The sequence below is a fragment of the Mesorhizobium bavaricum genome, assembly GCF_056781655.1.
Genome location: NZ_CM165566.1, coordinates 4,546,005 through 4,572,739, shown reverse-complemented (window position 1 = coordinate 4,572,739; position 26,735 = coordinate 4,546,005). Strand labels below are relative to the sequence as shown.

At 59.5% G+C, this 26,735-nt stretch carries 25 protein-coding genes; 9 read left to right on the top strand and 16 right to left on the bottom strand.

Annotation, left to right across the window (positions count from 1 at the left end):
- Window positions 1-52 precede the first annotated feature (52 nt).
- From rpoB to AC1RZR_RS22370, 10 genes are all read right to left on the bottom strand, one after another.
- Window positions 53-4,189, bottom strand: coding sequence for a DNA-directed RNA polymerase subunit beta (gene rpoB, locus AC1RZR_RS22415; protein ID WP_379097691.1), 4,137 nt, complete (start codon window positions 4,187-4,189; stop codon window positions 53-55).
- A 251-nt stretch (window positions 4,190-4,440) separates the two neighbouring features.
- Window positions 4,441-4,818 carry a 50S ribosomal protein L7/L12 gene (gene rplL, locus AC1RZR_RS22410; protein ID WP_095089666.1) on the bottom strand — a complete coding sequence of 126 codons (378 nt, stop codon included), beginning with the start codon at window positions 4,816-4,818 and terminating at the stop codon, window positions 4,441-4,443.
- Window positions 4,819-4,872: 54 nt separating this feature from the next.
- Window positions 4,873-5,391: a 50S ribosomal protein L10 gene (gene rplJ / locus AC1RZR_RS22405; RefSeq protein WP_095089664.1), complete on the bottom strand. Its 519-nt coding sequence runs from the start codon at window positions 5,389-5,391 to the stop codon at window positions 4,873-4,875.
- Window positions 5,392-5,805: 414 nt separating this feature from the next.
- Complete coding sequence (gene rplA, locus AC1RZR_RS22400) at window positions 5,806-6,504, bottom strand: 50S ribosomal protein L1 (protein ID WP_379097690.1); 699 nt, start codon at window positions 6,502-6,504, stop codon at window positions 5,806-5,808.
- A 4-nt stretch (window positions 6,505-6,508) separates the two neighbouring features.
- Window positions 6,509-6,937 carry a 50S ribosomal protein L11 gene (rplK, locus tag AC1RZR_RS22395; protein ID WP_006333334.1) on the bottom strand — a complete coding sequence of 143 codons (429 nt, stop codon included), beginning with the start codon at window positions 6,935-6,937 and terminating at the stop codon, window positions 6,509-6,511.
- 174 nt (window positions 6,938-7,111) lie between these two features.
- A complete protein-coding gene (gene nusG, locus AC1RZR_RS22390; protein ID WP_013531409.1) occupies window positions 7,112-7,639 on the bottom strand; it encodes a transcription termination/antitermination protein NusG in 528 nt (175 codons plus the stop codon).
- A 27-nt stretch (window positions 7,640-7,666) separates the two neighbouring features.
- Window positions 7,667-7,870, bottom strand: coding sequence for a preprotein translocase subunit SecE (gene secE, locus AC1RZR_RS22385; protein ID WP_013531408.1), 204 nt, complete (start codon window positions 7,868-7,870; stop codon window positions 7,667-7,669).
- A 322-nt stretch (window positions 7,871-8,192) separates the two neighbouring features.
- Window positions 8,193-9,329: an NAD(P)/FAD-dependent oxidoreductase gene (locus AC1RZR_RS22380; protein WP_481826030.1), complete on the bottom strand. Its 1,137-nt coding sequence runs from the start codon at window positions 9,327-9,329 to the stop codon at window positions 8,193-8,195.
- A gap of 88 nt (window positions 9,330-9,417) precedes the next feature.
- A complete protein-coding gene (locus AC1RZR_RS22375; RefSeq protein WP_477275033.1) occupies window positions 9,418-10,959 on the bottom strand; it encodes an amino acid ABC transporter permease/ATP-binding protein in 1,542 nt (513 codons plus the stop codon).
- 96 nt (window positions 10,960-11,055) lie between these two features.
- Window positions 11,056-11,898, bottom strand: a complete 843-nt coding sequence (locus tag AC1RZR_RS22370) for an ABC transporter substrate-binding protein (protein WP_481826029.1) — start codon at window positions 11,896-11,898, stop codon at window positions 11,056-11,058.
- Between the two features lie 205 nt (window positions 11,899-12,103).
- Here AC1RZR_RS22370 and AC1RZR_RS22365 point away from each other — a divergent pair, with 205 nt between their 5' ends.
- The 9 genes from AC1RZR_RS22365 (at window position 12,104) to AC1RZR_RS22325 (ending at window position 20,844) form a co-directional block, all read left to right on the top strand.
- Window positions 12,104-13,183, top strand: coding sequence for a LacI family DNA-binding transcriptional regulator (locus AC1RZR_RS22365; protein WP_477275037.1), 1,080 nt, complete (start codon window positions 12,104-12,106; stop codon window positions 13,181-13,183).
- Between the two features lie 822 nt (window positions 13,184-14,005).
- On the top strand, window positions 14,006-15,718 hold the full coding sequence (locus AC1RZR_RS22360; RefSeq protein ID WP_481826028.1) for an HsdM family class I SAM-dependent methyltransferase: 1,713 nt from the start codon (window positions 14,006-14,008) through the stop codon (window positions 15,716-15,718).
- Window positions 15,715-16,803: a BsuBI/PstI family type II restriction endonuclease gene (locus tag AC1RZR_RS22355; protein ID WP_481826027.1), complete on the top strand. Its 1,089-nt coding sequence runs from the start codon at window positions 15,715-15,717 to the stop codon at window positions 16,801-16,803. The genes AC1RZR_RS22360 and AC1RZR_RS22355 overlap by 4 nt, the downstream gene beginning before the upstream one ends.
- Window positions 16,793-17,863: a DUF262 domain-containing protein gene (locus AC1RZR_RS22350; protein WP_481826026.1), complete on the top strand. Its 1,071-nt coding sequence runs from the start codon at window positions 16,793-16,795 to the stop codon at window positions 17,861-17,863. The genes AC1RZR_RS22355 and AC1RZR_RS22350 overlap by 11 nt, the downstream gene beginning before the upstream one ends.
- Window positions 17,860-18,879, top strand: a complete 1,020-nt coding sequence (locus AC1RZR_RS22345; protein ID WP_481826025.1) for a RelA/SpoT-related domain-containing protein — start codon at window positions 17,860-17,862, stop codon at window positions 18,877-18,879. The genes AC1RZR_RS22350 and AC1RZR_RS22345 overlap by 4 nt, the downstream gene beginning before the upstream one ends.
- A 12-nt stretch (window positions 18,880-18,891) precedes the next feature.
- Window positions 18,892-19,740 carry a pentapeptide repeat-containing protein gene (locus AC1RZR_RS22340; protein ID WP_481826024.1) on the top strand — a complete coding sequence of 283 codons (849 nt, stop codon included), beginning with the start codon at window positions 18,892-18,894 and terminating at the stop codon, window positions 19,738-19,740.
- A 14-nt stretch (window positions 19,741-19,754) separates the two neighbouring features.
- Window positions 19,755-20,285: a DUF6998 domain-containing protein gene (locus AC1RZR_RS22335; RefSeq protein WP_481826023.1), complete on the top strand. Its 531-nt coding sequence runs from the start codon at window positions 19,755-19,757 to the stop codon at window positions 20,283-20,285.
- A 71-nt stretch (window positions 20,286-20,356) separates the two neighbouring features.
- Window positions 20,357-20,596 (top strand): HTH-like domain-containing protein, encoded by a 240-nt coding sequence (locus AC1RZR_RS22330; protein WP_481826022.1) that lies wholly within the window; start codon window positions 20,357-20,359, stop codon window positions 20,594-20,596.
- Window positions 20,593-20,844: a hypothetical protein gene (locus AC1RZR_RS22325; RefSeq protein WP_481826021.1), complete on the top strand. Its 252-nt coding sequence runs from the start codon at window positions 20,593-20,595 to the stop codon at window positions 20,842-20,844. Before AC1RZR_RS22330 ends, AC1RZR_RS22325 begins: the two co-directional genes overlap by 4 nt.
- 306 nt (window positions 20,845-21,150) lie before the next feature.
- Here the strand turns inward: AC1RZR_RS22325 and AC1RZR_RS22320 are convergent, their stop codons facing one another.
- From AC1RZR_RS22320 to AC1RZR_RS22295, 6 genes are all read right to left on the bottom strand, one after another.
- Window positions 21,151-21,354, bottom strand: coding sequence for a hypothetical protein (locus tag AC1RZR_RS22320; protein ID WP_481826020.1), 204 nt, complete (start codon window positions 21,352-21,354; stop codon window positions 21,151-21,153).
- Between the two features lie 268 nt (window positions 21,355-21,622).
- Window positions 21,623-22,333, bottom strand: a complete 711-nt coding sequence (locus AC1RZR_RS22315) for a competence protein CoiA family protein (protein ID WP_481826019.1) — start codon at window positions 22,331-22,333, stop codon at window positions 21,623-21,625.
- A 105-nt stretch (window positions 22,334-22,438) separates the two neighbouring features.
- Complete coding sequence (locus AC1RZR_RS22310) at window positions 22,439-23,866, bottom strand: UvrD-helicase domain-containing protein (RefSeq protein ID WP_481826018.1); 1,428 nt, start codon at window positions 23,864-23,866, stop codon at window positions 22,439-22,441.
- A complete protein-coding gene (locus AC1RZR_RS22305; protein ID WP_481826017.1) occupies window positions 23,856-25,580 on the bottom strand; it encodes an ATP-dependent nuclease in 1,725 nt (574 codons plus the stop codon). The genes AC1RZR_RS22310 and AC1RZR_RS22305 overlap by 11 nt, the downstream gene beginning before the upstream one ends.
- 454 nt (window positions 25,581-26,034) lie before the next feature.
- Window positions 26,035-26,355, bottom strand: a complete 321-nt coding sequence (locus AC1RZR_RS22300) for a DUF6804 family protein (RefSeq protein ID WP_481826016.1) — start codon at window positions 26,353-26,355, stop codon at window positions 26,035-26,037.
- Window positions 26,352-26,699 (bottom strand): hypothetical protein, encoded by a 348-nt coding sequence (locus AC1RZR_RS22295; protein ID WP_481826015.1) that lies wholly within the window; start codon window positions 26,697-26,699, stop codon window positions 26,352-26,354. The genes AC1RZR_RS22300 and AC1RZR_RS22295 overlap by 4 nt, the downstream gene beginning before the upstream one ends.
- Window positions 26,700-26,735 lie beyond the last annotated feature (36 nt).

Sequence of the window (26,735 nt, the reverse complement as noted above, 5' to 3'; positions counted from 1 at the left end):
GGCCGAAGAATTGGTGCGCCCGGTCGCGGTTTCCCGCGGCCGGGCGTCTTGCTTATTCGGCCGCGTCGGGCAGCCGGACAGGGTTGTCGTCGAGCTTGGTGTTCTCCAGCTCAACATTGAGGCCGAGAGACCGCATTTCCTTGACGAGAACGTTGAAGCTCTCGGGGATGCCGGCCTCGAAGGTGTCGTCGCCACGGACGATCGCCTCGTAGACCTTGGTGCGGCCGGCGACGTCGTCCGACTTCACCGTCAGCATTTCCTGCAGCGTGTAGGCGGCGCCGTATGCTTCCAGCGCCCAGACCTCCATTTCGCCGAAGCGCTGGCCACCGAACTGCGCCTTGCCGCCCAGCGGCTGCTGGGTGACGAGCGAGTACGGTCCGATCGAACGCGCGTGGATCTTGTCGTCCACGAGATGGTGAAGCTTGAGCATGTAGATGTAGCCCATCGTCACCTTGCGATCGAACGGTTCGCCCGTGCGTCCGTCATAGAGCTGCGACTGACCGCTGGTGTGCAGGCCCGCCTGCTCCAGCATGATGTTGATGTCAGCCTCGTGCGCGCCGTCGAACACCGGGGTCGCGATCGAGACGCCGCGGCGCATCTGCTCGCTGAGGCGAACGATGCTCTCGTCGTCATAGTCGCGGACCGGCTCGTTACGGTCGTTGGCCGGAATAAAGCTCTCGAGCGTCTTGCGCAGCGGCTTGATGTCACCCGCCACCTTGTACGCGTCGATCAGATCGCCGATCTTCCTGCCCATGCCGGCGCAAGCCCAGCCCAGATGCGTTTCCAGGATCTGGCCGACATTCATGCGGCTCGGCACACCGAGCGGGTTGAGCACGATATCGGCATGCGTGCCGTCCTCGAGGAAAGGCATGTCCTCGACCGGAACGATCCGCGACACGACACCCTTGTTGCCGTGACGGCCGGCCATCTTGTCGCCCGGCTGCATCTTGCGCTTCACGGCCACGAAGACCTTGACCATCTTCATGACGCCAGGAGGCATTTCGTCGCCGCGCTGCACCTTCTCGACCTTGTCCATGAAGCGCTGTTCGAGCGCCTTCTTGGAGTCGTCGTACTGGCCACGCAGGGCTTCCAGTTCGCTCTGGAGCTTTTCGTTCTCCACCGCAAACTGCCACCACTGCGAACGCGGATACTCGTCGAGCGTATCCTTGGACAGCGTCGAGCCCTTCTTGAAGCCCTTCGGTCCAGCGATCGCTTCCTTGCCGACGAGCACGTCGGAAAGACGCGCGTAGACGTTGCGGTCCAGAATGGCCTGCTCATCGTCGCGGTCCTTGGCGAGGCGTTCGATCTCCTCGCGCTCGATCGCCATGGCGCGCTCGTCCTTCTCCACACCGTGGCGATTGAAGACGCGCACCTCGACGACGGTGCCGAAGGTGCCCGGAGGCATGCGCATCGAGGTGTCGCGAACGTCCGATGCCTTTTCACCGAAGATGGCGCGCAGAAGCTTCTCTTCCGGCGTCATCGGGCTTTCGCCCTTCGGCGTGATCTTGCCGACCAGGATATCGCCCGGCTGAACTTCGGCACCGATATAGACGATGCCGGCTTCGTCGAGGTTCTTCAGCGCTTCTTCCGAGACGTTCGGGATATCACGCGTGATTTCCTCCGGACCGAGCTTGGTATCGCGCGCCATCACCTCGAACTCCTCGATGTGGATCGAGGTGAAGACGTCGTCGGCGACGATGCGCTCGGACAAGAGGATTGAGTCCTCGTAGTTGTAGCCGTTCCACGGCATGAACGCGACCAGCACGTTGCGGCCGAGCGCCAGATCGCCGAGCTCGGTCGACGGACCGTCGGCGATGATGTCGCCCTTGTTGACCCGGTCACCCATGCGGACCAGCGGACGCTGGTTGATGCAGGTGTTCTGGTTCGAACGCTGGAACTTCATCAGCCGGTAGATGTCGACGCCGGATTTGCCCGGATCGAGATCTTCGGTGGCGCGGATAACGATACGCGTCGCGTCCACCTGGTCGACGATGCCGCCGCGGCGAGCGCCGATGGCGGCGCCCGAGTCACGAGCAACGATCGGCTCCATGCCGGTGCCGACGAACGGCGCCTCGGCGCGCACCAGCGGCACGGCCTGACGCTGCATGTTCGAGCCCATCAGCGCGCGGTTGGCGTCGTCGTTCTCGAGGAACGGGATCAGGGCCGCGGCCACCGACACCATCTGCTTCGGCGACACGTCCATCAGATCGACGTTTTCGCGCGGCGCCATCATCACTTCGCCGGCACTGCGGCAAATGACGAACTCGTCGACGAAGCCACCATTCTTGTCGAGCTCGGCATTGGCCTGCGCGACATGGTGCTTGGCTTCTTCCATCGCCGAGAGATAGACAACGTCATTGGTCAGCTTGCCGTCGACGATCTTGCGGTACGGGCTCTCGATGAAGCCGTACTTGTTGACGCGTGCGAAGGTGGCCAGCGAGTTGATCAGACCGATATTCGGGCCTTCCGGCGTCTCGATCGGGCAGATGCGGCCGTAATGCGTCGGGTGCACGTCGCGCACTTCGAAGCCGGCACGCTCGCGGGTCAGACCGCCCGGTCCAAGCGCCGACAGGCGGCGCTTGTGGGTGATCTCCGACAGCGGGTTGGTCTGGTCCATGAACTGCGACAGCTGCGAGGAACCGAAGAACTCGCGCACGGCGGCAGCCGCCGGCTTGGCGTTGATCAGGTCCTGCGGCATCACCGTGTCGATCTCGATCGAGGACATACGCTCCTTGATCGCACGCTCCATGCGCAGCAGGCCGACGCGGTACTGGTTTTCCATCAGCTCGCCGACCGAACGCACGCGGCGGTTGCCGAGGTTGTCGATGTCGTCGATCTCACCCTTGCCGTCGCGCAGTTCGACCAGCGTCCTGACCACGGCCAGGATGTCGTCCTTGCGCAGCACGCGCACGGTGTCCTCGGCCTTGAGCTCGAGGCGCATGTTCATCTTGACGCGGCCGACGGCCGACAGATCGTAGCGCTCGCTGTCGAAGAACAGCGAGTTGAACATGGCTTCGGCGGTTTCGAGCGTCGGCGGCTCGCCGGGGCGCATGACACGATAGATATCGAACAGCGCGTCCTGGCGGCTCTCGTTCTTGTCGACGTTGAGCGTGTTGCGGATATAGGCGCCGACATTGACGTGGTCGATGTCGAGAACCTTGATCTCGTTTTCACCGGTGCCAAGCAGCACCTTCAGCGTCTTCTCGTCGATCTCGTCGCCGGCCTCGAGGAAGATCTCGCCGGTGGCGTAGTTGACGATGTCCTCGGCCAGGTAGTTGCCAAGCAGATCCTCGTCGGTCGCCTTGATCGCCTTGAGACCCTTTTCGCCAAGCGCCCTGGCCTGGCGGGCAGTGATCTTCTTGCCGGCTTCGACAACGACTTCGCCCGTATCAGCGTCGACCAGGTCGCCGACGGCCTTGAGGCCGCGGAAACGCTCGACGTTGAACGGAATGCGCCAGTGGTCGCCGGCGCGCTTGTAGGTGATCTTGTTGTAGAAGGTCGACAGGATCTCTTCGCCGTCCATGCCGAGCGCCATCAGCAGCGACGTCACCGGAATCTTGCGGCGGCGGTCGATGCGGGCGTGCACGACGTCCTTGGAATCGAACTCGATGTCGAGCCACGAGCCGCGATAGGGGATGACGCGCGCGGCAAACAGAAGCTTGCCCGACGAGTGCGACTTGCCCTTGTCATGGTCGAAGAAGACGCCCGGCGAACGGTGCATCTGCGAGACGATGACGCGCTCGGTGCCGTTGACGATGAAGGTGCCGTTCAGGGTCATGAGCGGCATGTCGCCCATGTAGACGTCCTGCTCCTTGATGTCCTTGATCGACTTGGCGCCGGTATCCTCGTCGATATCGAACACGATCAGACGCAGCGTCACCTTGAGCGGCGCGGCGTAGGTGAGGTCGCGCTGACGGCATTCGTCAACGTCGAATTTCGGTCCTTCGAACTCGTACTTCACGAACTCCAGCATCGAGGAGCCGGAAAAATCGGAGATCGGGAAGACCGACTTGAAAACGGCCTGCAGTCCCTCGTCCGGACGCCCACCCTTGGGCTCCGCCACCATCAGGAACTGGTCATAGGATGCCTTCTGAACCTCGATCAGGTTCGGCATCTCCGCAACTTCCGGGATCTTTCCGAAGAACTTGCGTACGCGTCTGCGGCCATTGAAAGTCTGGGTCTGGGCCATCGTCGCTCCTTAGCTCTAAACTCGGGACGAGCCTCGCCGCGGCTCGCCTTGCATTCTGGGCCACCTGGGCGGCGACCCTCTGTCTGTTTTCCCGGCGCCTGTCGGCGGCCGGCTAAAACGGGAGAAAACCCGTTTCCTGAAGGCCGATTTTCGGCCCTCAGGAAAGAGGTTCTCGTACGTCTCGCGCTACGCGTGCTCCCTCCGGGCGAAGGGAGTGGCGGACGGCGCGAGGCCGTCCGCCGCTTTTACGCTTACTTCAGGTCGACCTTGGCGCCGGCTGCTTCCAGCTGGGCCTTGAACTTGTCAGCGTCGGCCTTGGAAACGCCTTCCTTGACCGGCTTCGGAGCCGCTTCGACCAGATCCTTGGCTTCCTTGAGGCCAAGACCGGTGATGGCGCGGACTTCCTTGATGACGTTGATCTTCTGAGCGCCTGCCTCGGTGAGGACGACGTCGAATTCCGTCTTTTCCTCGGCCGGAGCAGCAGCAGCCGCACCACCGCCAGCGGCGGCAACAGCCACCGGAGCAGCGGCGGAAACGCCCCACTTTTCTTCCAGAAGCTTCGACAGCTCGGCCGCCTCGAGGACGGTCAGCTTCGAAAGGTCGTCTACGATCTTTGCGAGATCAGCCATTGTTGTATTCCTTCATCAGGTTCGAACGTGTGTTTGTGATAGCGAGGAACGGCCTCATGCCGCCTCGTCCTTCCGGGCGTAAGCGCCGATGACGCGCGCGACCGAAGCCGCTGGCGCATTGACGATCTGGGCGATCCGGGTTGCCGGCGTGGCGATCATGCCAACCAGCCTGGCGCGCAGCTCATCGAGCGACGGAAGTGTGGCGAGTGCCTTCACACCGTCGGCATTGAGCGAGGTGGTGCCCATTGCGCCACCGAGAATGACGAGCTTGTCATTTCCCTTGGCGAAATCGGACGCGACCTTCGGCGCCGCAATCGGATCCTCCGAATAAGCAATCAGCGTCTGTCCCTTGAACAGGTCGATGATCGATGCGGAGTCCGTGCCCTGAAGAGCGATTTTGGCGAGACGGTTCTTCGCGACTTTGACGGTGCCACCGGCGGCGCGCATTTTCGACCGAAGGTCGTTCATTTGCGCGACGGTGATACCGGCGTAGTGGGCCACGACCACTGAACCTGCGTTCGAGAACGCACCATTCAGGCCCGTGACGAGTTCGCGTTTTTCCGCTCTGTCCACTGCCTATCTCCAGTTGACCCCCATCCTGTTAACGGGAACATTCCCATTCACGAGGACAGGCGTCGGGTTGCCTTTTGTCGGCCGGGCCATCCAGTAACGGATCTCCCGAACGACGCTCGAGGATCCTGCCCCCTTTCGCCACATCGACGGCCAAGCCGGCGATGCGCAGACAAAAGGCAAACACGGTTCGAACCTTTCATTGGAGCGGTCGCTCCGTTGTCCGGTCTTCACCCGTCTCATGCAGGCCCACATGAATTAAGGCCCCCCTTTTCAATCTAAGGCTCGGGCCGCCTGCAATCTCGGACAGGATGTCCGGAAGCCTTTCGACTTCCGGCACCGGGCCGCCAACCTAGATTGGAGGCCCGGAATTCTTTTGCGGATCAGCCCTTTAACGGCTGATCCCAATCATGCTTATCAGGACGCTGCGAGCGTCGAGACGTCGAGCTTGAGGCCCGGGCCCATCGTCGAGGTGACCGACACCTTCTTGACGTAGTTGCCCTTGGCGCCAGCCGGCTTTGCCTTGGTCACCGCGTCAGCGAAAGCGCGGATGTTCTCTTCCAGGGCCTTGACCTCGAACGAGACCTTGCCGACGCCGGCATGAACGATACCAGCCTTCTCGACGCGGAACTCGACGGCGCCGCCCTTCGATGCCTTGACGGCGGCGGCAACGTCGGTGGTGACGGTACCGACCTTCGGGTTCGGCATCATGCCGCGCGGGCCGAGCACCTTGCCGAGACGGCCGACGAGCGGCATCATGTCCGGCGTGGCGATGCAGCGATCGAAATCGATCGTGCCCTTCTGGACGATGTCGACCAGATCCTCGGCACCGACGATGTCGGCGCCAGCGGCGCGAGCTTCGTCAGCCTTGTCGCCACGTGCGAACACGGCGACGCGAACCGAGCGGCCGGTGCCGTTCGGCAGGTTGACCACGCCGCGGACCATCTGGTCGGCATGGCGCGGGTCGACGCCGAGATTCATGGCGACTTCGACGGTCTCGTCGAACTTGACCGAGGAACGGTCCTTGAGCAGCTTCAGCGCTTCACCCAGGGCGTAAGCCTTGTTGGGATCGATGCCTTCGCGGGTCTTCGATACACGCTTTGCAATCTTTGCCATGATCTTAGCCCACCACTTCCAGACCCATCGAGCGGGCGGAGCCCTCGACCATGCGCATGGCCGCTTCGACGTCGTTTGCGTTCAGATCCTTCATCTTCTGCTCGGCGATGGCGCGAACCTTGTCGCGGCCGATCGTGCCGGCCTTGATCTTGCCCGGCTCCTTCGAACCCGACGTCAGGTTCGCCGCCTTCTTCAGGAAGTAGCTCACCGGCGGCGTCTTCATGACGAAGGTGAAGGACTTGTCCTGGTAGTAGGTGATGACGACCGGAATCGGCGATCCCTTTTCCATTTCCTGGGTCTGCGCGTTGAACGCCTTGCAGAATTCCATGATGTTGATGCCACGCTGACCAAGCGCCGGGCCGATCGGGGGAGACGGCGTGGCCGATCCCGCTTTGACCTGGAGCTTGAGCTGGCCTGCAATTTTCTTAGCCATCTCTTTTCCTGCCTTTGTCTATGCCGGCCCCACTATCTGGGAAACCCCGGCGGTTGCAGTCTGGTGGTGCGATCCATGCGGCCGGCTAAAGCCGCACTCGTCTCCCACCGTTCTCAAAAGCCGCGCGATCTCCGCGCCGCCTTTCCCTGACGCGCTTGGCGCAGGGATTTCGGATCAGCCTTTTTCGACCTGTCCGAATTCCAGATCGACAGGCACAGCGCGCCCGAAGATCGAAACTTCCACCTTGAGCCGCGCCCGCTCCTCGTCCACTTCCTGGACGAAACCGTTGAACGACGCGAAGGGACCATCCGAAACGCGGATCGCCTCGCCGATCTCGAACGTGACCGAAGGCTTCGGCCGCTCGACGCCTTCCTGTACCTGGTTCAGGATGCGCTGCGCTTCCGCCTCGGTGATCGGCACCGGCTTGGAGTCGCCCAGGAAGCCGGTGACCTTCGGCGTGTTCTTGACCAGCGAAAACACCGCGTCGGTCAGGTTGGCCTTCAGGAGCACATAGCCCGGAAAGAACTTGCGCTCGGCATCGACCTTGCGACCGCGACGAACCTCGACGACCTTCTCGGTCGGCACCACGATCTGGTGGATATCGGCGGACAGGCCCTTCTGCTTGGCCTTGTTCTCGATGTCCTCGGCGACCTTCTTTTCAAAGTTCGAATAGGCGTGGACGATGTACCACCGCGCAGTCATTTCAAGACTTCTCCGTAATCGCCGGACTTAGCGTCCGATGCCAAGAATCTGCTCGACCGCGAGGCCCATGAGCTGATCGGCTGTGAAGAAAAAGATCATCGCGATCACAGCGAAAGCCAGAACCATGACCGTCGAGATCATCGTTTCGCGCCGCGACGGCCAAGTCACCTTGGCGGTCTCCGCGCGAACCTGCTGGAGAAAGACGAAAGGATTTGTGGTTTTCGAAGCCATATGCCGCTCTGTCTTCAAGACCCGTTGGCCGGGTCCCCTGGATGATCCCGCTGGCCGGGACGTGCCGCATGGGCTGGTTTTCGCGCCGAATCAGCGCAAACATTTCGCCCATGCAAATCAGACGCGTAAAGCCGGCTTCCCAGCTCCACGCGTCGCGTGTCTGTTTCGTCTACATAAAACCGATTCTTGATCCACGCAAGTGGCAAGTGTCCGCTTTATGACCAAACGCCGCCTCGGAACCATCCAGTCGTTCCGTCCCGGCTATGGCGCCCTTATGCCCCAATCACGCTAATATGGCAAGCGGGCCGCCGGTTTTCAAAGGCTAGCGCGGAGAAATATCAAAGCGGCTTGGGCGGAACTTAGCAAGCAGCGGGTGTTCATTGCCGGTGGCGATCTCTCCGGCAAGCAGCTCGCCGGCAATCAGGCCAAGCGTCGCGCCGCTATGGCTGAAGGCGACGTAGTATCCCCGGATGTCTCTCAACAGGCCGAATACAGGCTCGCCGTCGCCGGGAATCGGCTTGGGGCCGACACCATAATTCTCCAATTCCAGCTTTGGATGCCCCTCAAGGACCTTCGCGGCTTCTTTGAGAAGCCCTTCAACCGTCGAATCTTTCACGCCATAGGTGCCGTCAGCATTGATGATCACCTCTTCTTCCGACCAGGCGGAATCGAGCGCGAGGGCTCCGTCCGGCGTCGGGCGGATGGCGACGCGCGGCGTGTTGAGCACGGCCCGAAGAGCCAAGTCGACCGGCCTGGTCCTAACCAGCAGGGCGATCGGTGTCCCATCTGCGATATGCTGGCCTGAGGCCGCAACCATTCGCGGCACATCACCGCCGGTCGCCAAGAGGACTGCATCGGCAGGAAAGTTGATGCCGCTTGTCGTGGTGGCGCCAGTGGCACGACCGTCGACAACCGTGACCGTGGCCCTGCCGGCATCAGTGACCAATCGCCCACCGCGCTCGACGAATTCCGCACTCAATACATCGATCAGCGACGGCAGGTCGACCCAGCCTTCGCCCGGGTTGAAAATGGCACCCTGTGGCGTGACGGCGCTTGCGGCAACGCCTGGCGTGACCGACGCTATGGCAGCTGCGGACAGGTGTTGTGCGTCATAGCCGAGGTCCTTTTCATGGGCGAAGACATCCGCGATCTGGTTCGAGGCGTCGTCCGCATCCCATGTCAGGCCGCCGTCGAAACGCAGCCAGGCAGCATCCGGATATCTCGCTGACAAGGTTCGGTAGCGGTCGATACCGATCATCCGCAAGCGATGATACTCAGCCGACCGCTTGCGCGCCGAATTGAGCCAGGCGAGCGAGCGGCCGGACGCCCCCTGGGCGAGCGGTCCATCATTGACGAGGATCGTTTCGATGCCAAGCCGCGCAAGATGAACGGCTGTGGAGACACCGAAAATGCCGCCCCCGACAACGACGACCTTTGAGACCGGATGTGATGTAGCCATGGGGATGTTCTTTCAGTGTGCAGTGGATAGGTTGAGCGGCCGGGGCGAAGGCGTTTCCACGCGTCTCTCGGCCAAGCGATGATGCGGATTACAGCACTTCGGCAAGGAAGTGCTTCAAGCGCGCACTTTTCGGAGTGTCGAAGATCGCAGCGGGCGTGCCGGCCTCGATGACACGGCCCTCATCCATGAAGATGACCTGATCGGCGACCTTGCGGGCAAACCCCATTTCATGAGTCACCACGACCATTGTCATGCCACGCCGGCCGAGGTCCGCCATCAGGTTGAGAACGCCCTTCACCAGTTCTGGATCGAGAGCGCTCGTCACCTCGTCGAACAGAATGACCTCCGGGTCCATTGCGAGTGCCCGGGCGATTGCCACCCGCTGCTGCTGGCCACCGGAAAGACTGCCGGGACGATGGTGTTTGCGTGCGGCAAGGCCAACATCGGCGAGGCGCGCCTCGGCGAGGCGCTCGGCCTCCTGCACCGGAATGCCCTTGACTTTGGTCAGCGACAGCATGACGTTTTCGAGGGCTGTGTGGTCGGGAAACAGATTGAACTGTTGGAACACCATGCCGACACGCCGGCGCAATTTTTCGGGCTTCATCGCCAGGATGCTCTCGCCGTCGAGCAGCACGTCACCGCCCTTGGGTTCGACCAGGCGGTTAAGGCAGCGCAGCAGGGTCGACTTGCCCGACCCTGACGGACCAATGACGCAGGTGACGGTGCCGGGTTTGACTATCAGGCTGACGCCGTTCAGGACATCGAGGTCGCCATAGGCCATGTCGAGATTGCTGACGGCGAGACTACCGCCCTTGAACCGTGGCAGCGCCGAGCGATCTTCAGGGCTGGTCTCCGAAGGTGGCCCGCCGATGGCGCTTTCCAGTTCGCTAACCTCAGCAAGACCGCTGGTGACGAGGCCGCCCTTTTGCTTTCCGACCCGCAGCGAATTGTCGATGTAGTTGACCATATGGGTCAACGGCACGGTGATGACGAGATAGAACATGCCAGCCAGCAGCAATGGCGAGAGGTTTCCGGTGACCACCGCCTGGTCCTGACCGACACGGAAAATCTCGCGCTCCGACGCGAGCAGACCGAGGAAGTAGACGAGGCTCGAATCCTTGACGTTGCCTATGAACTGGTTGACCAGCGCCGGCAGGACGCGGCGGATGCCCTGCGGGATCACGATCAGGCGCATGCCCTGCCCGTAGCTCATGCTGAGCGCCCTGCAGGCTTCCATCTGCCCGCGCTCGACGCTCTGGATGCCCGAGCGGAAGATTTCGCCGATATAGGCGCCGGCGATCAGGCTGAGGGCCAGAATGCCAAGCGGATAGGGCGAAGGCCCAAAGATTTCTCGGCCGATGCGGGCAAAGCCCTGACCGATCAGAAGAATCGTGACGATCGCCGGAAGGCCACGGAAAATGTCCGTGTAGACCCGGGCCGGAAGGCGCAGCCAGCGCGATTGCGAGATGCCCATGACTGCCAGGATCATGCCGAGAACGACACCCAGCACCGTGGACGCTGCCGCGAGGATCAAGGTGTTCTTCAATCCGATGGTGATCATGCTCGGCAGCACGTCCGCCATGGCTTGCCAGTCAAGGAAACTGCGCCGCAAGTTTTCAAGCCAGTTCATTCGGCCCCCTTTCGGTTGCACTGTCCGCATCGTCCGAGATCAGGCGCGGCAGCCCGTGGTCCGGCCGCCGGCATAAATGCCAGCGGCCGGGTGCGGTTACTTCTTGGGGAGGTATTGATCGGGCATCGGCGAGCCGGGGAACCACTTCTCATAGAGCGTTTTCCAAGTGCCGTCCTGCATGGCCGCATGAAGGGCGGTGTTCAATGCGTCGCGGAACTTGTCATTGCCCTTGCGCAACACGAAGCCTGCGGGGGCATCGAAGGAAGGAATATTGATCGCAATCACCAGCCCCGGATACTGCCCGCCATATTGTTTGGCGGCCTCGTAATCGAGAAAATGCGCGTCGACGGTTCCGTTGTTGAGCGCGGAAACGGCGGAGTTGTTGTCGGGGAATTTGACGAGATCCGTTCCGACAAAGTTCTTCGTCGCGTAGATTTCCTGGAGCGTTCCCTGCACGACGCCGAGGCGCTTGCCCTTGAGCCCCTCCGCCGACGTGATCGCCTTGTCGGACGTAAGCACAGAGAGATAACCTGCAAGATACCCGTCAGAAAAGTCGACAGTCTTCTTGCGCGCTTCCGTCGTGCCGATTGCCGCGACCGCGACATCGAAGCGCTCGTTCGCAACCGAAGGCATCAGTGCCGAGAATTCCTGGCCGGTGAAGATCACCTGGTCCGGCTTGAATCCAAGGCGGCTGGCGACGTTGCGGAACAATTCGATGTCGAACCCGGTGAATGTGCCATCCGCTTGGGTGAAAGCGTAGGGCTTGGCATCACCCATGGTACCAACGCTAATGACTTTCGCGTCAATAAGACCATAGGGATTGTCATCCGCGGCGGCTGATCCAGAAACCAAACCCGCGCCGATGCACACAGCCATAAGAGCCATTGCGCCGGCCCGGACCGGTGACATCAACGACTTGAGAATTCCTATCCTGCTCATGTCTTCTCTCCACTCTGAAGGTCTGTTCTTCTTGGTATTTGCGTCGAGCCCGGCAGTCTCGCGCTTGCCGCCGCGACTGCGGCATGCACCTCTTGGCTCGCAATTTTTTAAAAGAGACCGGTCTCTTATTGATTGAGACCGGTCTCTTTGATAATCGTTATCGTCAGATTGACCTTCCGTCAACAACTCTTGTAGTCGTCATCCCATGAAAAGAACCGCGCCCAAGACCCCGTCGATAACGGTCAGCGACGTCGCCCGCGCGGCCAATGTGTCAAAAGCCACGGCCGCGCGCGTGCTCGGCGGCTACGGTGTCGTCAGCGACACGATCCGCGCGAATGTCATGGCCGCCGCCAAGGCCCTCGACTACCGTCCGAACGAACTGGCCCGAAGCATGACGACCGGCAGGTCCGGCATCATCGGCGTGGTGGTCGGGGACATCGAGAACCCGTTCTTCAGCCTGGCGGTGCGTGGCATCAGCGACGCCGCAAGGGCGGCTGGCTTCAACGTCATCCTGGCCAACTCCGGCGAAAGGATCGAGGTGGAAAAGGCAGCCGTGCGGCTGTTGATCGGCAAGCGCGTCGACGGACTGATCGTCACGCCGTCGGAATCGCGTGACATCGCACACCTGCGCGACATCCATCGTTCAGGCCGGCCGCTTGCCCTGCTTGACCGGGCGCTGCCCGATCTCGATGTCGATACGGTTACGGTTGACGACAGAGACATCGCCATACGGGCGACCCGTATCCTTGTCGACGCCGGCCACAGCAAAATCGCCTATGTGACTGCGGTTGACGCCGAAGGTCATGAGTATCGCGACCTCGGGCAGATCTACACCTCATCGGTCCGGGAGCGCATCGACGGCTTTCTAAAGGTGTGCCGGGACGCCGGAGTTGATCGACCGGAACGTCATATTCGCCTTGGCGCGACAAGCCCCGACGAGACGCGGAAGCTCGCCGGCAGACTGTTGTCCGGGCCAGATCGACCAACCGCAATCCTTGCCTCCGACAGCGTCATAGCCCTGGAGATCTTCAGGGTCATCCGCCAGCGCGGGCTGCGCATCCCGGAAGACGTTTCGCTCATCACCTTCCATGACGCGGACTGGACGAGCGTCACGACTCCGCCCATCACCGTCGTCGACCAGCCCGTCTATGCGCTGGGCAAAAGCGTCGCGGAACTGCTCATTCGCCGCTTGAAGGGCGAAACAAGACCGGCCGAAAGGCTCGTCCTGCCGACCGGGATCATCGAACGCGGATCTGTTGGTCCGCCTGCTGACTACGAGCCGTAAATTCTCGAATTGGTCCAAAGCGTGGCATGGAAGCCTATGTCCGAGCGTCGGATGGTTTGTTTTCTGCGCCCGCATCCTTCAGACCGAAGTACCAATCCTCGGCCCTCGCCAAGCTATCTTCCTTGGTGCCGACCCGCCAATTATTTGCCTTTGAGGACCGTCGAATAGGGCCAGACCGGGCTGTCGTTGCGCCGATAGAGGTGAATTTCCCATCCCGATTCCGGTGATTTTCCGCCGCCGTCAGACACTCCTCGCGGACGTGCAAGTTCGTGAAAGAGATGTGTAAGGGTGGTTTCGGCTTCCTAACCAAGCAGCGCTATTTCTAAGCGCCTGATTTCCCTAAGGAAATGGCACGGGCAGCAGGGCTCGAACCTACGACCTGCGGTTTTGGAGACCGAATAGCCTTCTCACATCTTCTTGTTTACAAAGCGCTATTTGGCATTTTTCTAATCGATGTGCAAGGATTTGTGTAAGACACAATGACCTTTTCCACCGGTTTCCAATCATTTTGTAGCGGATGGTAACTCTCGAAATTAAGGATGACGTGCTTAATACGCCCGAATCTGTCTATGGAGTGGACTGTCAAACAGGGCGAAAATTCTTGGCGAGCCGCCTCAACGGGTAGCATCCCATGAATCCAGGGTGAATGGCAGTCTTAGACCCGTTGCCAGATATCCGAGTTCACGGTAGCGTACACGATATGTTCCGCAAGAAATGTGTCCAATGAAATCTCCCGTTCGCCAGGTCGGAAGACCACGAAAGGCCGTCGCAGCGTACGCTGGAGTGACGGATGCGCCTCTGAGCCTGCAGAGCGGACGGGTGATGGCGCGCGCCTGGAGCGAGCAGCTGGAAATTCGAAGGAGGCAGCCAGCAGCTTGGTCTTTCATTGCCAAGACAGTTGAGGCCTATGTCGAGGCTTCGGGAGAGACAATCGGCTGGCCGCTGCCGATCGCACCACTCAGCGTCGCGTTGACCTACTCACTTGATACTTCGGCTACAGAGTTGGCCAAAACGTTGGGTCGAGCTGCCGCCACGCTGCCGATCGAGGAGGCCTGCTATCAACTGAGCGCCTGCTACACAGCCATGTTGCCGCAGGAGGTGCGCACTGCCTGGGGTGCCTATTACACACCGCCAGCGCTTACTGACCGGCTTTTGCAGCTTGCGAAGGAAGCCGGTGTCGACTGGCGAACCGCACGAATCCTGGATCCGGCATGTGGCGGCGGTGCCTTTTTACTGCCGGTGGCGATGCGGATGCGCGACGCCCTCCCCGAGGCGAGCGCCACGGAGCTGATCGAGCACTTTAGCGGCCATCTGCAGGGCTTTGAAATTGATCCGTTTGCGGCTTGGCTGACCCAAGCCTGGCTGGAAATTGCCTTCGCCGATGAGCTGAAGGCGGCACGTCGCCGGTTTCCGTCTGTCGTGAGGGTCTGCGACAGTCTCGAAGAGGCCGTGTCTGGCAAGCGTTTCGATCTGGTGATCGGCAACCCCCCTTACGGTCGCGTCAAGCTCGCTGCGCGTCAGCGCGAGCGTTACGGCCGCAGTCTCTATGGCCACGCCAATCTCTATGGTCTTTTCACAGACTTGGCGTTGCGCTGGACAAGAGTTGGCGGCGTCATCGCCTATGTGACGCCGACGGGTTTCCTCGCCGGTGAATATTTCAAAGCGTTGCGTGGGCTGCTAGCCAAGGAAGCTCCGCCGTTGGCCGTGGACTTCGTGACCGCCCGCAAAGGGGTATTTGAGGACGTCCTTCAGGAAACGATGCTGGCCACATACAAACGCGGCGCCAAAGTGGCGCCGACGGTGGTCCACTATCTGTCTGTCAACGGAACCGCACAGGTCACGCATGCCGGCGGTTTCAAATTGCCGGCCGAGCGCACAGACCCTTGGTTGGCACCAAGAAACCCATCGGATGAGGACTTGGTGAAGTCGCTGGAGCGTATGCCGACGCGGCTTTCCGATTGGGGCTATAAGATCTCGACTGGTCCGATGGTGTGGAACCGGTTTAAAGGCCAATTCCGCAATCGCCCCGGCAAGGATACCTTCCCTGTGATTTGGGCCGAGGCCGTTACGTTCGACGGACGGTTCATATTCCGGGCGGAAAAAAGGAATCATGAACCGCATTTCCGGCCATCGGCTGCTGACGAGTGGCTGAAAGTGTCGGAGCCCTGCGTCCTGCTGCAGCGGACTACCGCCAAAGAACAGGCCCGCCGGTTGATTGCGGCCGAATTGCCCGCCGACTTTATCAAGACGCACGGCAGCGTGATCGTCGAAAATCACCTCAATATGGTCAAGCCGCGCGTCAAAAAGCCAAGGGTCTCGACAGCGGTGATTGCTGCTGTCTTGAATTCGGGGATTGTTGACCGTGTGTTCCGCTGTATCAGTGGCAGCGTAGCAGTTTCAGCATATGAACTTGAAGCACTGCCAATACCGTCCCATGATGCTATGCAGAAAATCGAGGAGTTGGTGCGGCGCGGATCATCACCCGTCAGCATCGAGAACGCCCTGACCACATTGTATTTCGGGCAGGCGCAATGAGCTTGCCTGCCCTTGTCACCTGGCCGGAAGCGCAGCAGCGCTTGAGGGAGATTTTTCCTGAGGGCACACCCAATCGGGCTCAGTCCATCTGGGAAATAGCCGCCCGCACGGTTTTCGTGATGCTTTACATCGATGCTGTCGAAGGGCGCGGGATTTGGCTCAGGCCTGACCAAGTAACTCGCATGACGGATCTCCAGGCTTTGAAAACCGACGAGCAGGATCGGCTTGCTTGGGTCAAAGAGAGCGTGCGGCCTTCCAAAGGGGAATTGCCCGGACGCTGGTATGCCGTAAATACTCGCGAGTCCATTCGCGACGACACGCTGCGGACCGGTTTGGTTGTGAACGGAGCCGTGGTGGAACGTCCAGGAATGGCCACGACTTCACCAGCCGGCAAGTATGCGCTGGAAAGTGCGTTTGCCAAGTTATTCAATCCGACACTTACCGGGGATCGCTTCACCGAGGCGGTCGCCGGGTGGCAGGCCAAACATCTCAGCGCGGGTGCCCGCATGCGTGTAGCGGTGTTGCGCAAGGGCGCAGCCGCCGGCGGCGACCGGCTCCTCGTTACGTTCCCGAGTGGCGAAACGCAGCGCATGGCACCCGGGCCGAGTTCTGAATTATCCAAGGCGGTGATCGAGGTGTTCGCGCCGCTTTTCCTGGGGGAACCTGTTGTCATCTTCCTGAGTGAAAGCCGTGACAAGGTCGTGTCTCGTCACGACGAGTTGGCCAAAAAGATCGGTCTCAATATTCTGGCCGACAAAAACCTACCTGACATCATCCTCGCTGATTTGGCGCCTGCTCATCCCAAATTGGTTTTCATCGAGGTTGTCGCCTCGGACGGTCCCGTCTCGGAACAGAGGAAAATCGCTCTCTCGACATTGGCTGCGGGTGCTGGCTTCCCGCCTGAGCATATTGCCTTCGTCACCGCATACTTTGACAGGAACCGGCCCCAGTTCAAAAAAACCGTCGATTCTCTTGCCTGGGGCAGTTTCGCCTGGTTCGCGAGTGAACCAAGCCACTTAGTACATTTCGAAGCTGAAGGGGGAGCGCTCTGGAGCGGCTCCGGGGTATCTGTCAATGGCGCGTAATTTAGGCACTCAGGACGTGAGCTGGTTTCTTGATATGTATGGCAAGAAACAGCTTGATTTGGACCCGCCTTACCAGCGTAGGAGCGTTTGGTCTCCACGTGACAAGCGGTTTTTCATAGACACGATCCTCAATAATTATCCCGCGCCGCCGATCTTTCTCCACAAGACCCTCGATGACAACGGGCGACCGACGTACCACGTGGTCGACGGCAAGCAGCGGCTGCAGACCATTATTGACTTCAGCGAGGGGCGTCTGCGCATTCCGGATGATTTCGCCGATGTGAATCTGCAGAAGAAGCGGTGGAAGGACATAGAGCGCAGCACACGGGAACGGTTCTGGAATTATGTGCTCGTCGTGGAAATGCTGCCCGATGTTTCGGACGCGGCGGTCCGCAACATTTTCGACCGTATCAACCGCAACGCCCGGAAGCTCATGCCTCAGGAAATGCGCCATGCCAAATACGACGGGTGGTTCATTACAACGGCCGAGGCGGAGTCGGAAAAGGCTGAGTGGCGTAGTTTTGGCGTCGTTACGCCAGCCCGGGTTAAGCGTATGGCTGACGTGCAGTTCATTTCTGAACTCCTCATGCTCCAAATTAAGGGTCAAATTATTGGCTTCGACCAGGATGTGCTGGATGAATTTTACGCCGAGTATGAGGATACATCTGAGATCGGCGATTTTGTTGAGGATGACTTCACCCAGAACCTCGAGACGACCAAGCAATACCTCGCTGAAATGCTGGTTTCAACGCCTCCGTGTCGGGTCTTTATGCGGGTGCAGAGCCATTTTTACACGCTGTGGAGCTATTTGACGTTGGAAAGTGCAAGGCGTCCGAATGCAGCGGATTTTGCGCCCCTGTATCATGCGTTTTTAACCCACGTCACAGCTTACATCGAACATCCTGACAATCCTCCAAATACTGGCAATGCTGATTATGACACGGCGATCGTCGACTACGCGGCTGACACCCGCGGCGCCAGTACCGATATCACGCCACGCCTCAATCGTCACAATGCACTTGCCGTCGCAATCCATGGTGTACAGGCTGCCCACGAGTGAAAATAGCTAAGGAGCTACGCGATATCTTTTCAGCAGCCGAGGAGCGCTACAAACGTCTCGCGGCGGAAGTCCGGGACACACTCAAAACCCGCGTGGAAGAACGAGGTTGGTTCTTCGCCTCGAGAGTCAAGGGGCTCGAAAGCTTCGCGTTGAAGGTTGAAACAGGACGCGTTCCAGATCCAACGGCGGTCGAGGATTTTTTCGGTTGCACGATTGTTGTACCGACAATCCCAGAGATAGCCGTGGCGGAGGCGTTTGTCGCAGAGCACTACAATGGAAAGGGCAGAAGACCGGTCGACGACAAAAACACCAAGAAGAACTCGTACAGTTTTCAATTCGACGATCTTCGGCTCTACGTTTCGCGGGATGCCCTACCCAGTGGCCGTAATCCCGATTTGGACGGGCTGATTTTTGAGGTCCAGATCAAGACAATCCTCCAGCATGCGTGGAGCATTGCCACGCATGACCTTATTTACAAATCAGACTCTGTCAGCTGGCCGCGTGAACGAATCGCCTTTCAGGTTAAGGCTATGCTGGAACACGCTGAGATTGCCATTGCCGAGGCCAACAGCCTGTCGGCCTCACCGGCAGTTGCGAAGGCAGATGAGCGATCTATCTCGGTGGGAAAGGTGCTCGCCGCCCTTAAGGCAATTTGGGACCAGGAGAGGCTGCCCAACGACGTGAAGCGCCTAGCAGAAACCGTGAATGACTTGATGAAGACCTGCTATCTACCCCCGCAGCGGCTCACTGAAATTGTCGAAGCTGAAGTTGCCAGAGTCGGTGCTTTGCCAACAGACTTGTCTCCTTACTCCTTCATCGTTCAGGCGATTGCCCACACGGGTGATTTTGACTTTAAGAAGCAGCTCGACCGTGGCCGAACCAAAATCGTAGTGCATGGCGGTATGGAGTTGCCTGATTGGATGTTGCAGCCAAACCCCAAAATCATTCGCATCGACACTCCCGTGGCCGCTCCGGCAGAGGTAATCGAGTTGGCGCCCGGCCCAGGCGCGGAATGACATGAGGCAAGCATGAAATCCTGGCTGCTGGCGGTTGGTATCGTGCTTCTGGTGGTGTTCTTGATGGCCGCCGGCCTCTACTCTCAATACGACCATCTTTCCAGCTATTGGCAGGGCGTGGCGGTTGAGAGTGCCGGCGTGCTGATGGAGGTGGTGATCCTGCTCGCCGCCTTTGGCCTCTATGAGAAAATACGTGGACGCAGCGAAGACATCCGCCGCCTCCGGGATCGCATCGGCGATTTCAAACGGGTCGACGACGCCCACGCGCATAGCATCATCGCCTCATCAGTTCGGCAGCTGGCAGAACATGGGCTGACCGATATCGACTTTCGCGGTGCGCATTTGCATGGCTTTTCGTTTTCGCGTCAGGACATCACGTCGCTTAAGGGTTCGATGTTTTCGACCGGACTGGACTTTTCCAGGCCCAGCCGCGCCTTTACGGAGCTAAAGGACGTGGATTTCACGGATGTGGACTGCCGCGACGTGAAGTTCGGCACAGGCAACCTGTCGCTGGCCAAGTACGAGAACTGCCAGTTCTGGAACACAAATTTGCAGGGTGCGTCGTTCAACGGTGTGCGCCTGTTGTGGGACGAAGGCAGCGTTAAGGGGGACGAAGCCGACTGGAAGGAGCAATTTGATGAAACAGAGGATGGGCAGCCGCTGTTTGCGGATGTGTATAGTCCTGCCTTCCACGGAGCCGACCTGAAGGGCACATCCTTCCGGGAAACGTCTTTTGACAGGGCCGACTTTCGCGGAGCAGACAATATTCTCAGCGCCGATTTTACCAAGGCGAGAGGGCTGGAAACCTGCTTTTTTGACGAAGAAATCGGCGACGAGTTCCGGCGGAAATGGCTGACCTAATCACAAGTGCCGGCATGAGCGAGACTCTGGCAGACCGGATCAAGGGTATTCTCGCAGCCGTGAAGCCTCTGGCGGCCGAATACTACCAGCTGACCGGAAAACCGCTCGGCGTGACCGGCGAGGTTGCCGAATACGTCGCGGCGACCGTCTTGGGGTTGGAGCTAGCTCCTCCCCGCACCACGGGTTATGACGCCATCCGGCAAACTCCAGCCGGACCAGAGCGGATCCAGATCAAAGGGCGCGCCTATGACCCGAATGGGAAACGTAGCCAGCGCATGGGTCAGATCAAGCCGGCCGGCCCTTGCGACACCGTGATGCTGGTATTGTTGCACAATGCCACCTTGGACCCGGTCGAGATCTGGGAAGCCCCAATCACCGCCGTGGTGGCGCGCCTCGCTGAGCCCGGTTCCGTCGCCCGCAACAAGCGGGGTGCGCTGGCTGTGTCCGACTTCAAGCGCCTAGCCCGACAGGTCTTCGGCTCTCCCCGACTGCAGGGTATGAGAGCCGGCCTAATTCACGACCCTGGAATGTTTGTATCTTCATGATTTAGCATATTGCAATTAGCTTTTAGCTAAATTATGTCTACGCCCAGTGGGGTGACTGCTGAGGTGTAACGATGACCGCGGACGAAGCACTTAAGAAGATCAAGCTTGCCATCGAGACATCGCCCCGGAACGGGTATATCGCCGAGCTCCACGTTCAGGTGATCAAGTATGCCGATGTTCTGGAGGGTGTAACAGGTAGAGAGTTCTGCGAAGCCGTGGGCCTGACGCCGGCCTTCGGGACTGAATTTGCGAAGATGCGAAAGATCGCCGGTAGGCTCGTGAACGCCGGCCTTGATGTGGACCGGATATGACGACAGTCGCATCAAACTACCTTTACTCAACCTTACGGGAGCGGATCGTCGAACACGTGTTCGTTGGCGACGCTCTCCGCGAGCTGTGGCGGCTCGGTGTGTATGACGTGGAGGTGCTCCGGTCGGAGTTCGACGCCCACGGCTATGACCTGGTCATGGCGAGGGGAAAAATCGTTCGGCACATCCAGTTTCAAGACCGGAACGCAGAAGAAACCCGGCACCGTATCACTCTCCCGAGCGTTGGCTGAGAAACCCAGTGGCTGCGCCATCTGGATCCGTCTGGAACCCGACCTTGGCATGGGACCGTTCTTCTGGTTTGGCGGGGCGCCCGGGCTACCGCTAGCGGCACTGGACCACCTTCCCAACTCTCGGCGCGTGACGCCCAACAAGTCCGGGGTCCGGCCGATACGCAAGAATCATCATGAAGTGCCGGGCGCTGCATTCGTGCCTCGGACCAGCTTGCGGGAAATTCTGGTCGACCTTTTCGGTGACCTGACGCCGACGCTCGTCGTGGAGCAGCAAGAATGATCCTGCCCTATGGCCGCCACGTGAGTTCAGGTTTTCGGCTTAATGGGATCGCTCTCAGACCAGACGCATTTCGCGGTCAAAATCTTGGCGCCGGCAGTTTTAGCGTGCTGCATCAAGCCCCGCTGCAGCGTTGGCATAGCAGCTTCCAACGATGCTTCGCAGTCCGCGAGCGTCATGTCCGGTACGGCTGGATTATCGAAAGCCTCCTGTCCCTTGGTTCCGTCTGCCATCAAGAGGTCTAGAACGATCCAGGCTCTCCCCGACTTCTCCGAGCATCCCGCTATGATGAGAAGCGCACAAATCCCCAGCATTCCAAGCAAACGTGCCATATTCCCCCGCGTTAGGCATTCCTGGCACCGATAGAGCGACCGGATTGAGTTTGTTATCTTATCCAGGCCATTGAATCTATGGCCGGTCAAATCTGGTTAGGCTTGCCGTCCTGGCCGTTAATCTGGCCGGCGCTATGGCAACCTTCGTGCTTCAGACCTCGAACGAGCATCAATCACCAGAGACTTGAGGCGCGTTCCAATGCCAGTCTGGCAGTTGCCAACTAGGATACCCGTGCAGCATGCCGGCGATAGCTTCAGTCAGCGCCATCCGCTTTATGTGCCGACCTCTGCCGAACCTGATCAGTGGCAAAACATCGGGGTAAGTGTCCTTTCCGGCAAGTTCTATTGCAAAGGGTACAATCTCCTCACAGTCGCTTAGAAACTCGCCGTTCTCTCGGTAATATGGAATGTTCTCATAGATCAGCGCCTTTGTCAGACGCCACGCGACAGGCTTCTCAGACATGATCCAACAACACCTGACACCAGAACGCAGATAGCGCTGCGTCCTGCTTCGGAAATCGTTTAGGTGCTGGCTTGAGAGCTGAATCTCAAACGCGACCCGGCTGCCGTCAGCCAGAAACACCAGCACGTCCGCTATCCAGTCGGCGCCTGCTCCGTCTGTCCCCCAGGCCTCAAGTTCCGCCCGAAAGCCCATAGCCCGCGCAGCCTTAACCACGTCAATCTTCAGGCGAGTGTGTGCGTAGCTCTCCGGACCGGGAAGCTGACCTGTGAATCCAGGAGCGTGCGCGAAGAATCGTAAGCCCCGGATTGACGTTTTGGGCACGGCCGGCCAAGCCGTGCGCGGCATTAGCCACGTCCCGAGCGGCGCATTGCAAATACTCAGCCAAGCAGCATCCGAGGCCGAGAACGCTTCGGCCATGTCTCTCGTCGCCGCGTTGTACGCGACCTGCCCCATTTATCCGAACCCTCTCACATAATTATGTCGTTGAGATTGTGTGGCCCGACGCTGTCCAAACTCTCTCGCTCATGACGCAGCCGCTGGCCGTAGCTGCGGCGATGCCGAACAGACCACAAGCAACTTCGATCCGCGTGTCATGGCTACATAGAGGTGTTTGGCGTCCATCTCCGTCACGTCGAGTATGACGGCGACGTCGGCTTCCAAGCCTTTGAGTGTCAGCGTGCTCCCCACACCACGGGCCGGAAGCGGCCGCCCACGGAAACGGTTTTCCTCGCGCGCACGGATCGCAGCTTCATGCAGGGACAACGGATCGTCCTGTTTTGCCCCATTCAGCGCGCGGATGCATGCGCTCATCACTATGGGCCGGTGCTGACGTGTGCCCGGGCGTTTGCTTACCTCGACCAGTAGGTCGACGGCGCTCTTGAACGTGCGTTCTTGCTCAAAAGCGATAGCGGCCTGTTCTGTATCGGTCGCCTCCTTACGCTGACGCCCGGCCAGCAACGTTGTGACGCGCTGCTGAAGATCGGCCGCGCCCACATTCGTCATGACGCTCTCGGCGAAACTGAGAAGCTGGTTTAGGGCGTCAGGCGCATTGAGCTTGAAGCGCAGCGCGAACTGAATGAAGTCCTTTAGGTCGACGCTTTCGACCGTCACCGCGCCTGGCGTCTGGCTGGCGAAAAGTCGCTGACCTGACGGTTTTTTGCTGTCACCCATAATGAGGACATTGCCTTGGCCATCCCCCACTTTTGACAGACCGGCCCTCAGCCGCCGCTGATGATCTTCTGTGCCATCAAGGTGCACCCAGCGCACCTCCGGCGGAGCCTCTCTCAGATCGATGGCCTGGCCGTCCTTCAGCGCCTTTCGGACGTCAAGCAGCCACCGGCCAAACGCCTCTGTCCCAGCGTTTTTCCAGCGCCATGGCGTCCTGAGTTCGCCCGCGCTCGGGAAGTACTTGCAAACGTTCGTATCCCACTCAGGCAGCGGTCCGCTAAAGCCGAATACCGCCTGCATTGGGTCACCAAGGACGCAGGTAGGGAGATGGCGGGACGAATAGTAAACCAGTGCGTGCTGCGACTGTGAACAATCCTGATATTCATCCACGATCTGGCGGGAAAAGCTGGCGGCGAGGATGTCGTCGACGTGGCCGGCTTTCGCAAGCTCTGCCGCAGCCTTCTGGATTGTCTTGTAATCAGTTCGACTGTCCGTGATGCGCAGCACTTCCGGCGGGACGCCACAGCGCGCCGGGAACAGGGTTGCTAGCTTGATGGCCCAGCCATCAAGCGTCATGAGCCGGTAAGCTGCGGAGGGAACGCCGAGCTTCTGGAGCCGGCCCCGTAGGGCAACCACACCGGCAACGGTGTGGGTGAGTATGAGCGCCGGCTTCGTATAGTCATGTTCTAGCAAATTGGTCACGATGAGGTGGGTTTTGCCACAGCCCGCAGGAGCCGCGACTGAGCCCCGCCTGATCGCAAAGAGATCAATTTCAGCGGCCATCATGCATCCAGACGAAAAGCGCGTCGATGATCGCGACGAATGTGGCATCCGCATGCTTTAGCCCTGGCCCGATGATGAGACGCGCGGCGTCTTCCATCCATGTGACCTGCTTGAACCAGCCATTGCTGCGGACACTCGAAGCCACGCCGAGCAATGCGCGGGTGGCCTCATCGAAATCGCCAATTAGGAGCTCGTTGTCCACGTCGGTGTAGGTCGTCAAACCGCCCGACTTCGACTTGATATGCTCATCGATGAGGTCTTCGCCGTGCAACTCGACAGCATAAATGACCAAGTTACCCGCGGCGCTCTCTCCGAGGCTTAAGAAGAGCTCCTGTTCGAGTTTGCGCTTGGCTGGCCACTTCGTGAGCGCGCCGCCCCCTGCCAGGAACGCTGCTTCGTCGGCAGCGTCCGGCTCGACGTCGTCGTCGCGAAGCACGTGACAACGGTAGCCGAGTTTGAGCAACGCATTGGCTCGCTTGTAAATGTTGCCGACTCCGCCGGCATCGAGAAGCGCGACGCCAAGCGCCGTCAGTGACTGCTCACCTTGCGCAACGCGGAACTGGTCGAGCCCTCGCAGCAGGCCGACCTCGCTCGCCCCCTCACAGATGATAACGGACGGCGCCAGGAACGCTTCCGGATCACGACGAATGGTGCTCTGGACGTCATCTTCGTCGCCGACAGTTTGCACGGACAACCGACCGCCATTGCGTCTGACGATCATCAATTGTGTGCCGCTAAGCTCCTGTAGAGCCACCGGTGAATGTGTTGTCGCAAACACCTGTAGAGGTAGGCTCGCGTCTTTGCTTCCGAGAGACCCCAGCAGCCGGTGGATGCGATGCGGTTCCAGGCCATGTTCGAGCTCGTCGACAAGCACCATTGTCGCCGTCGCGGCGGCCTTGCGTTGTAATCCAGCCGTTAAGAGGCGCGTCGAGCCCACGCCGAGGGACCGAAGGGGGATCCCTGTGTCGCTATGGAGTGAAATGCTGCCGCCGCTGAACGACACCGAGTGGGCGTCAAGCATGGCCTTCACATCGTCGCCCACCGGGATGCCAAGTTCATCGGCCGTGTCTTTCACGACCGCAAGTGTTGCGCCCAGCTGAGCGCCAGCGCTATCGCCAAAGCCGGCGCGTGCTTCGCGCGCGGCTTTTACCAATGCGGTCGAGATGTCGGCTTTCTCCTCTGAGAGCTTGTTCAAGACGGATCCCCTGCGCCACATGAGGTTACCGTCCGCGAATGGACCGATGCGTGTGGGTGCAATCACCTGACGGTCGGCCCACGCGAGGTTCCTGACCAAGCCCGCATCAGCCGCGCGGTCTGAGATGAGAGTCCAGACCGGCTCAAGGTCACTTCCGACGGTAAGGTTCACGGTAAGCACGGTTTCGCCGGTGGCTTCTGGCTCATCCTCAACCAGAGCCGATTCCGCAACGAAATTGCGCAGGTGGAGTCCGTAAGCCTCGATGTTTTTCAATCGGTCAGTCAGTGAACCGAGTGTGCACGAGATCGAAATTGGCTGAGTCACGTCGAGGTTGAAGAAGTCGGCATCGGTGATCTGGAGATTGCGGCGCGCACCAAGACAAAGGTCAATGGCGTCGAGAATTGAACTTTTGCAGCTATCCCCGGGGCCGATAAGGCAATTGATTCCTGCGGACGGAGCCCATGTAAGCTCCTTGATCCCCCGAAAATTTGCGATCTCTATTAACCGTATGCGTGCCATGAAGAGTCCCCCCAATGGTGACTATAGACCGTCGCGACCATCCGGTCATGAGCATTGCTTACCTGCGCGCCAAGCGACGAAGCCTCCTAGGTCGAGATCCAATGGACCTGATGATCAGAACCCCAGTTACACGAAAGTTACATGAAAGAATAGGCACGATCGATATTCATGTAACTACTTGAAAAATATGGTTGTCGGTACAGGATTCGAACCTGTGACCCCTATCGTGAACACACGCAAGTAGCATTGCAACGAACTAGAGAACAGCTTTCGTTCGGGAAATAACTCTTTTGCGACAATGGATTGACACGACTGACCTATCCCCCGTCAAGCTCTTCATGTTTCAAATCTGTGACAACAGTGACCTGATCGTGACAGGGCAGCCGCCATGCAAGCTATACAACGGGGATCAAGCAACTTTGGGGCTTGTTAGATAGAAGCGCGACGATCCTCATCACTTAGGACTTATAGCGACCTTCTTTTCATCGGCAGTGGGATATTTGTAGGCGACAAAGCCAAACAAGGCCGCGCATACGAGGTCGATCGGCATCCAAATCACTCGAGATAGGAACACGGGTAAGAATGGATTGAACACCAAGGCGACAAAGAATAGGCCATAAGCCAATTTCTCTTCGTCGGCCGATTTCAATTTGATGCCGCAATAAATGCTTGCGGCAAAGATCCCCAGGCGAAGTAGCTGATAGTACCCGTACGGCAGGGACAGGATTGCAATTACAAGTGCAGCGGCGGCGCATATGGCGATGATCCTAGTCATCCGCGTGCGCGCTCCGCAACTCCACCGATGGCAGCGACCAGCAGGCCGGCAATCATGAATGCAAGCCCTGGGAAGAAGACTGGCACCACAATCCAAAGCGGCCATTCCCAAGCGTAATAGGCTCCGTAGCCGCCAATCACCATGGCCGCTGCTATGAGGAGGCCCGAGCGGAATATGATCACACCAACAAAAAACAGGACCGGCACCCACCAGCCGTGCCAGCCGAACCATTCCCTAGCACCTGCCTCGAAGGCTACGCTGTAAAAAGCAAGTGCCCCAATGCCAATTGCCATTGCGCCGAAGACGCCGACGACGCCAAGAACTGACGTGACGAAATTTCTCATAGTTGATTCCCCCGTGCCCACAATCAAGATTGCTTA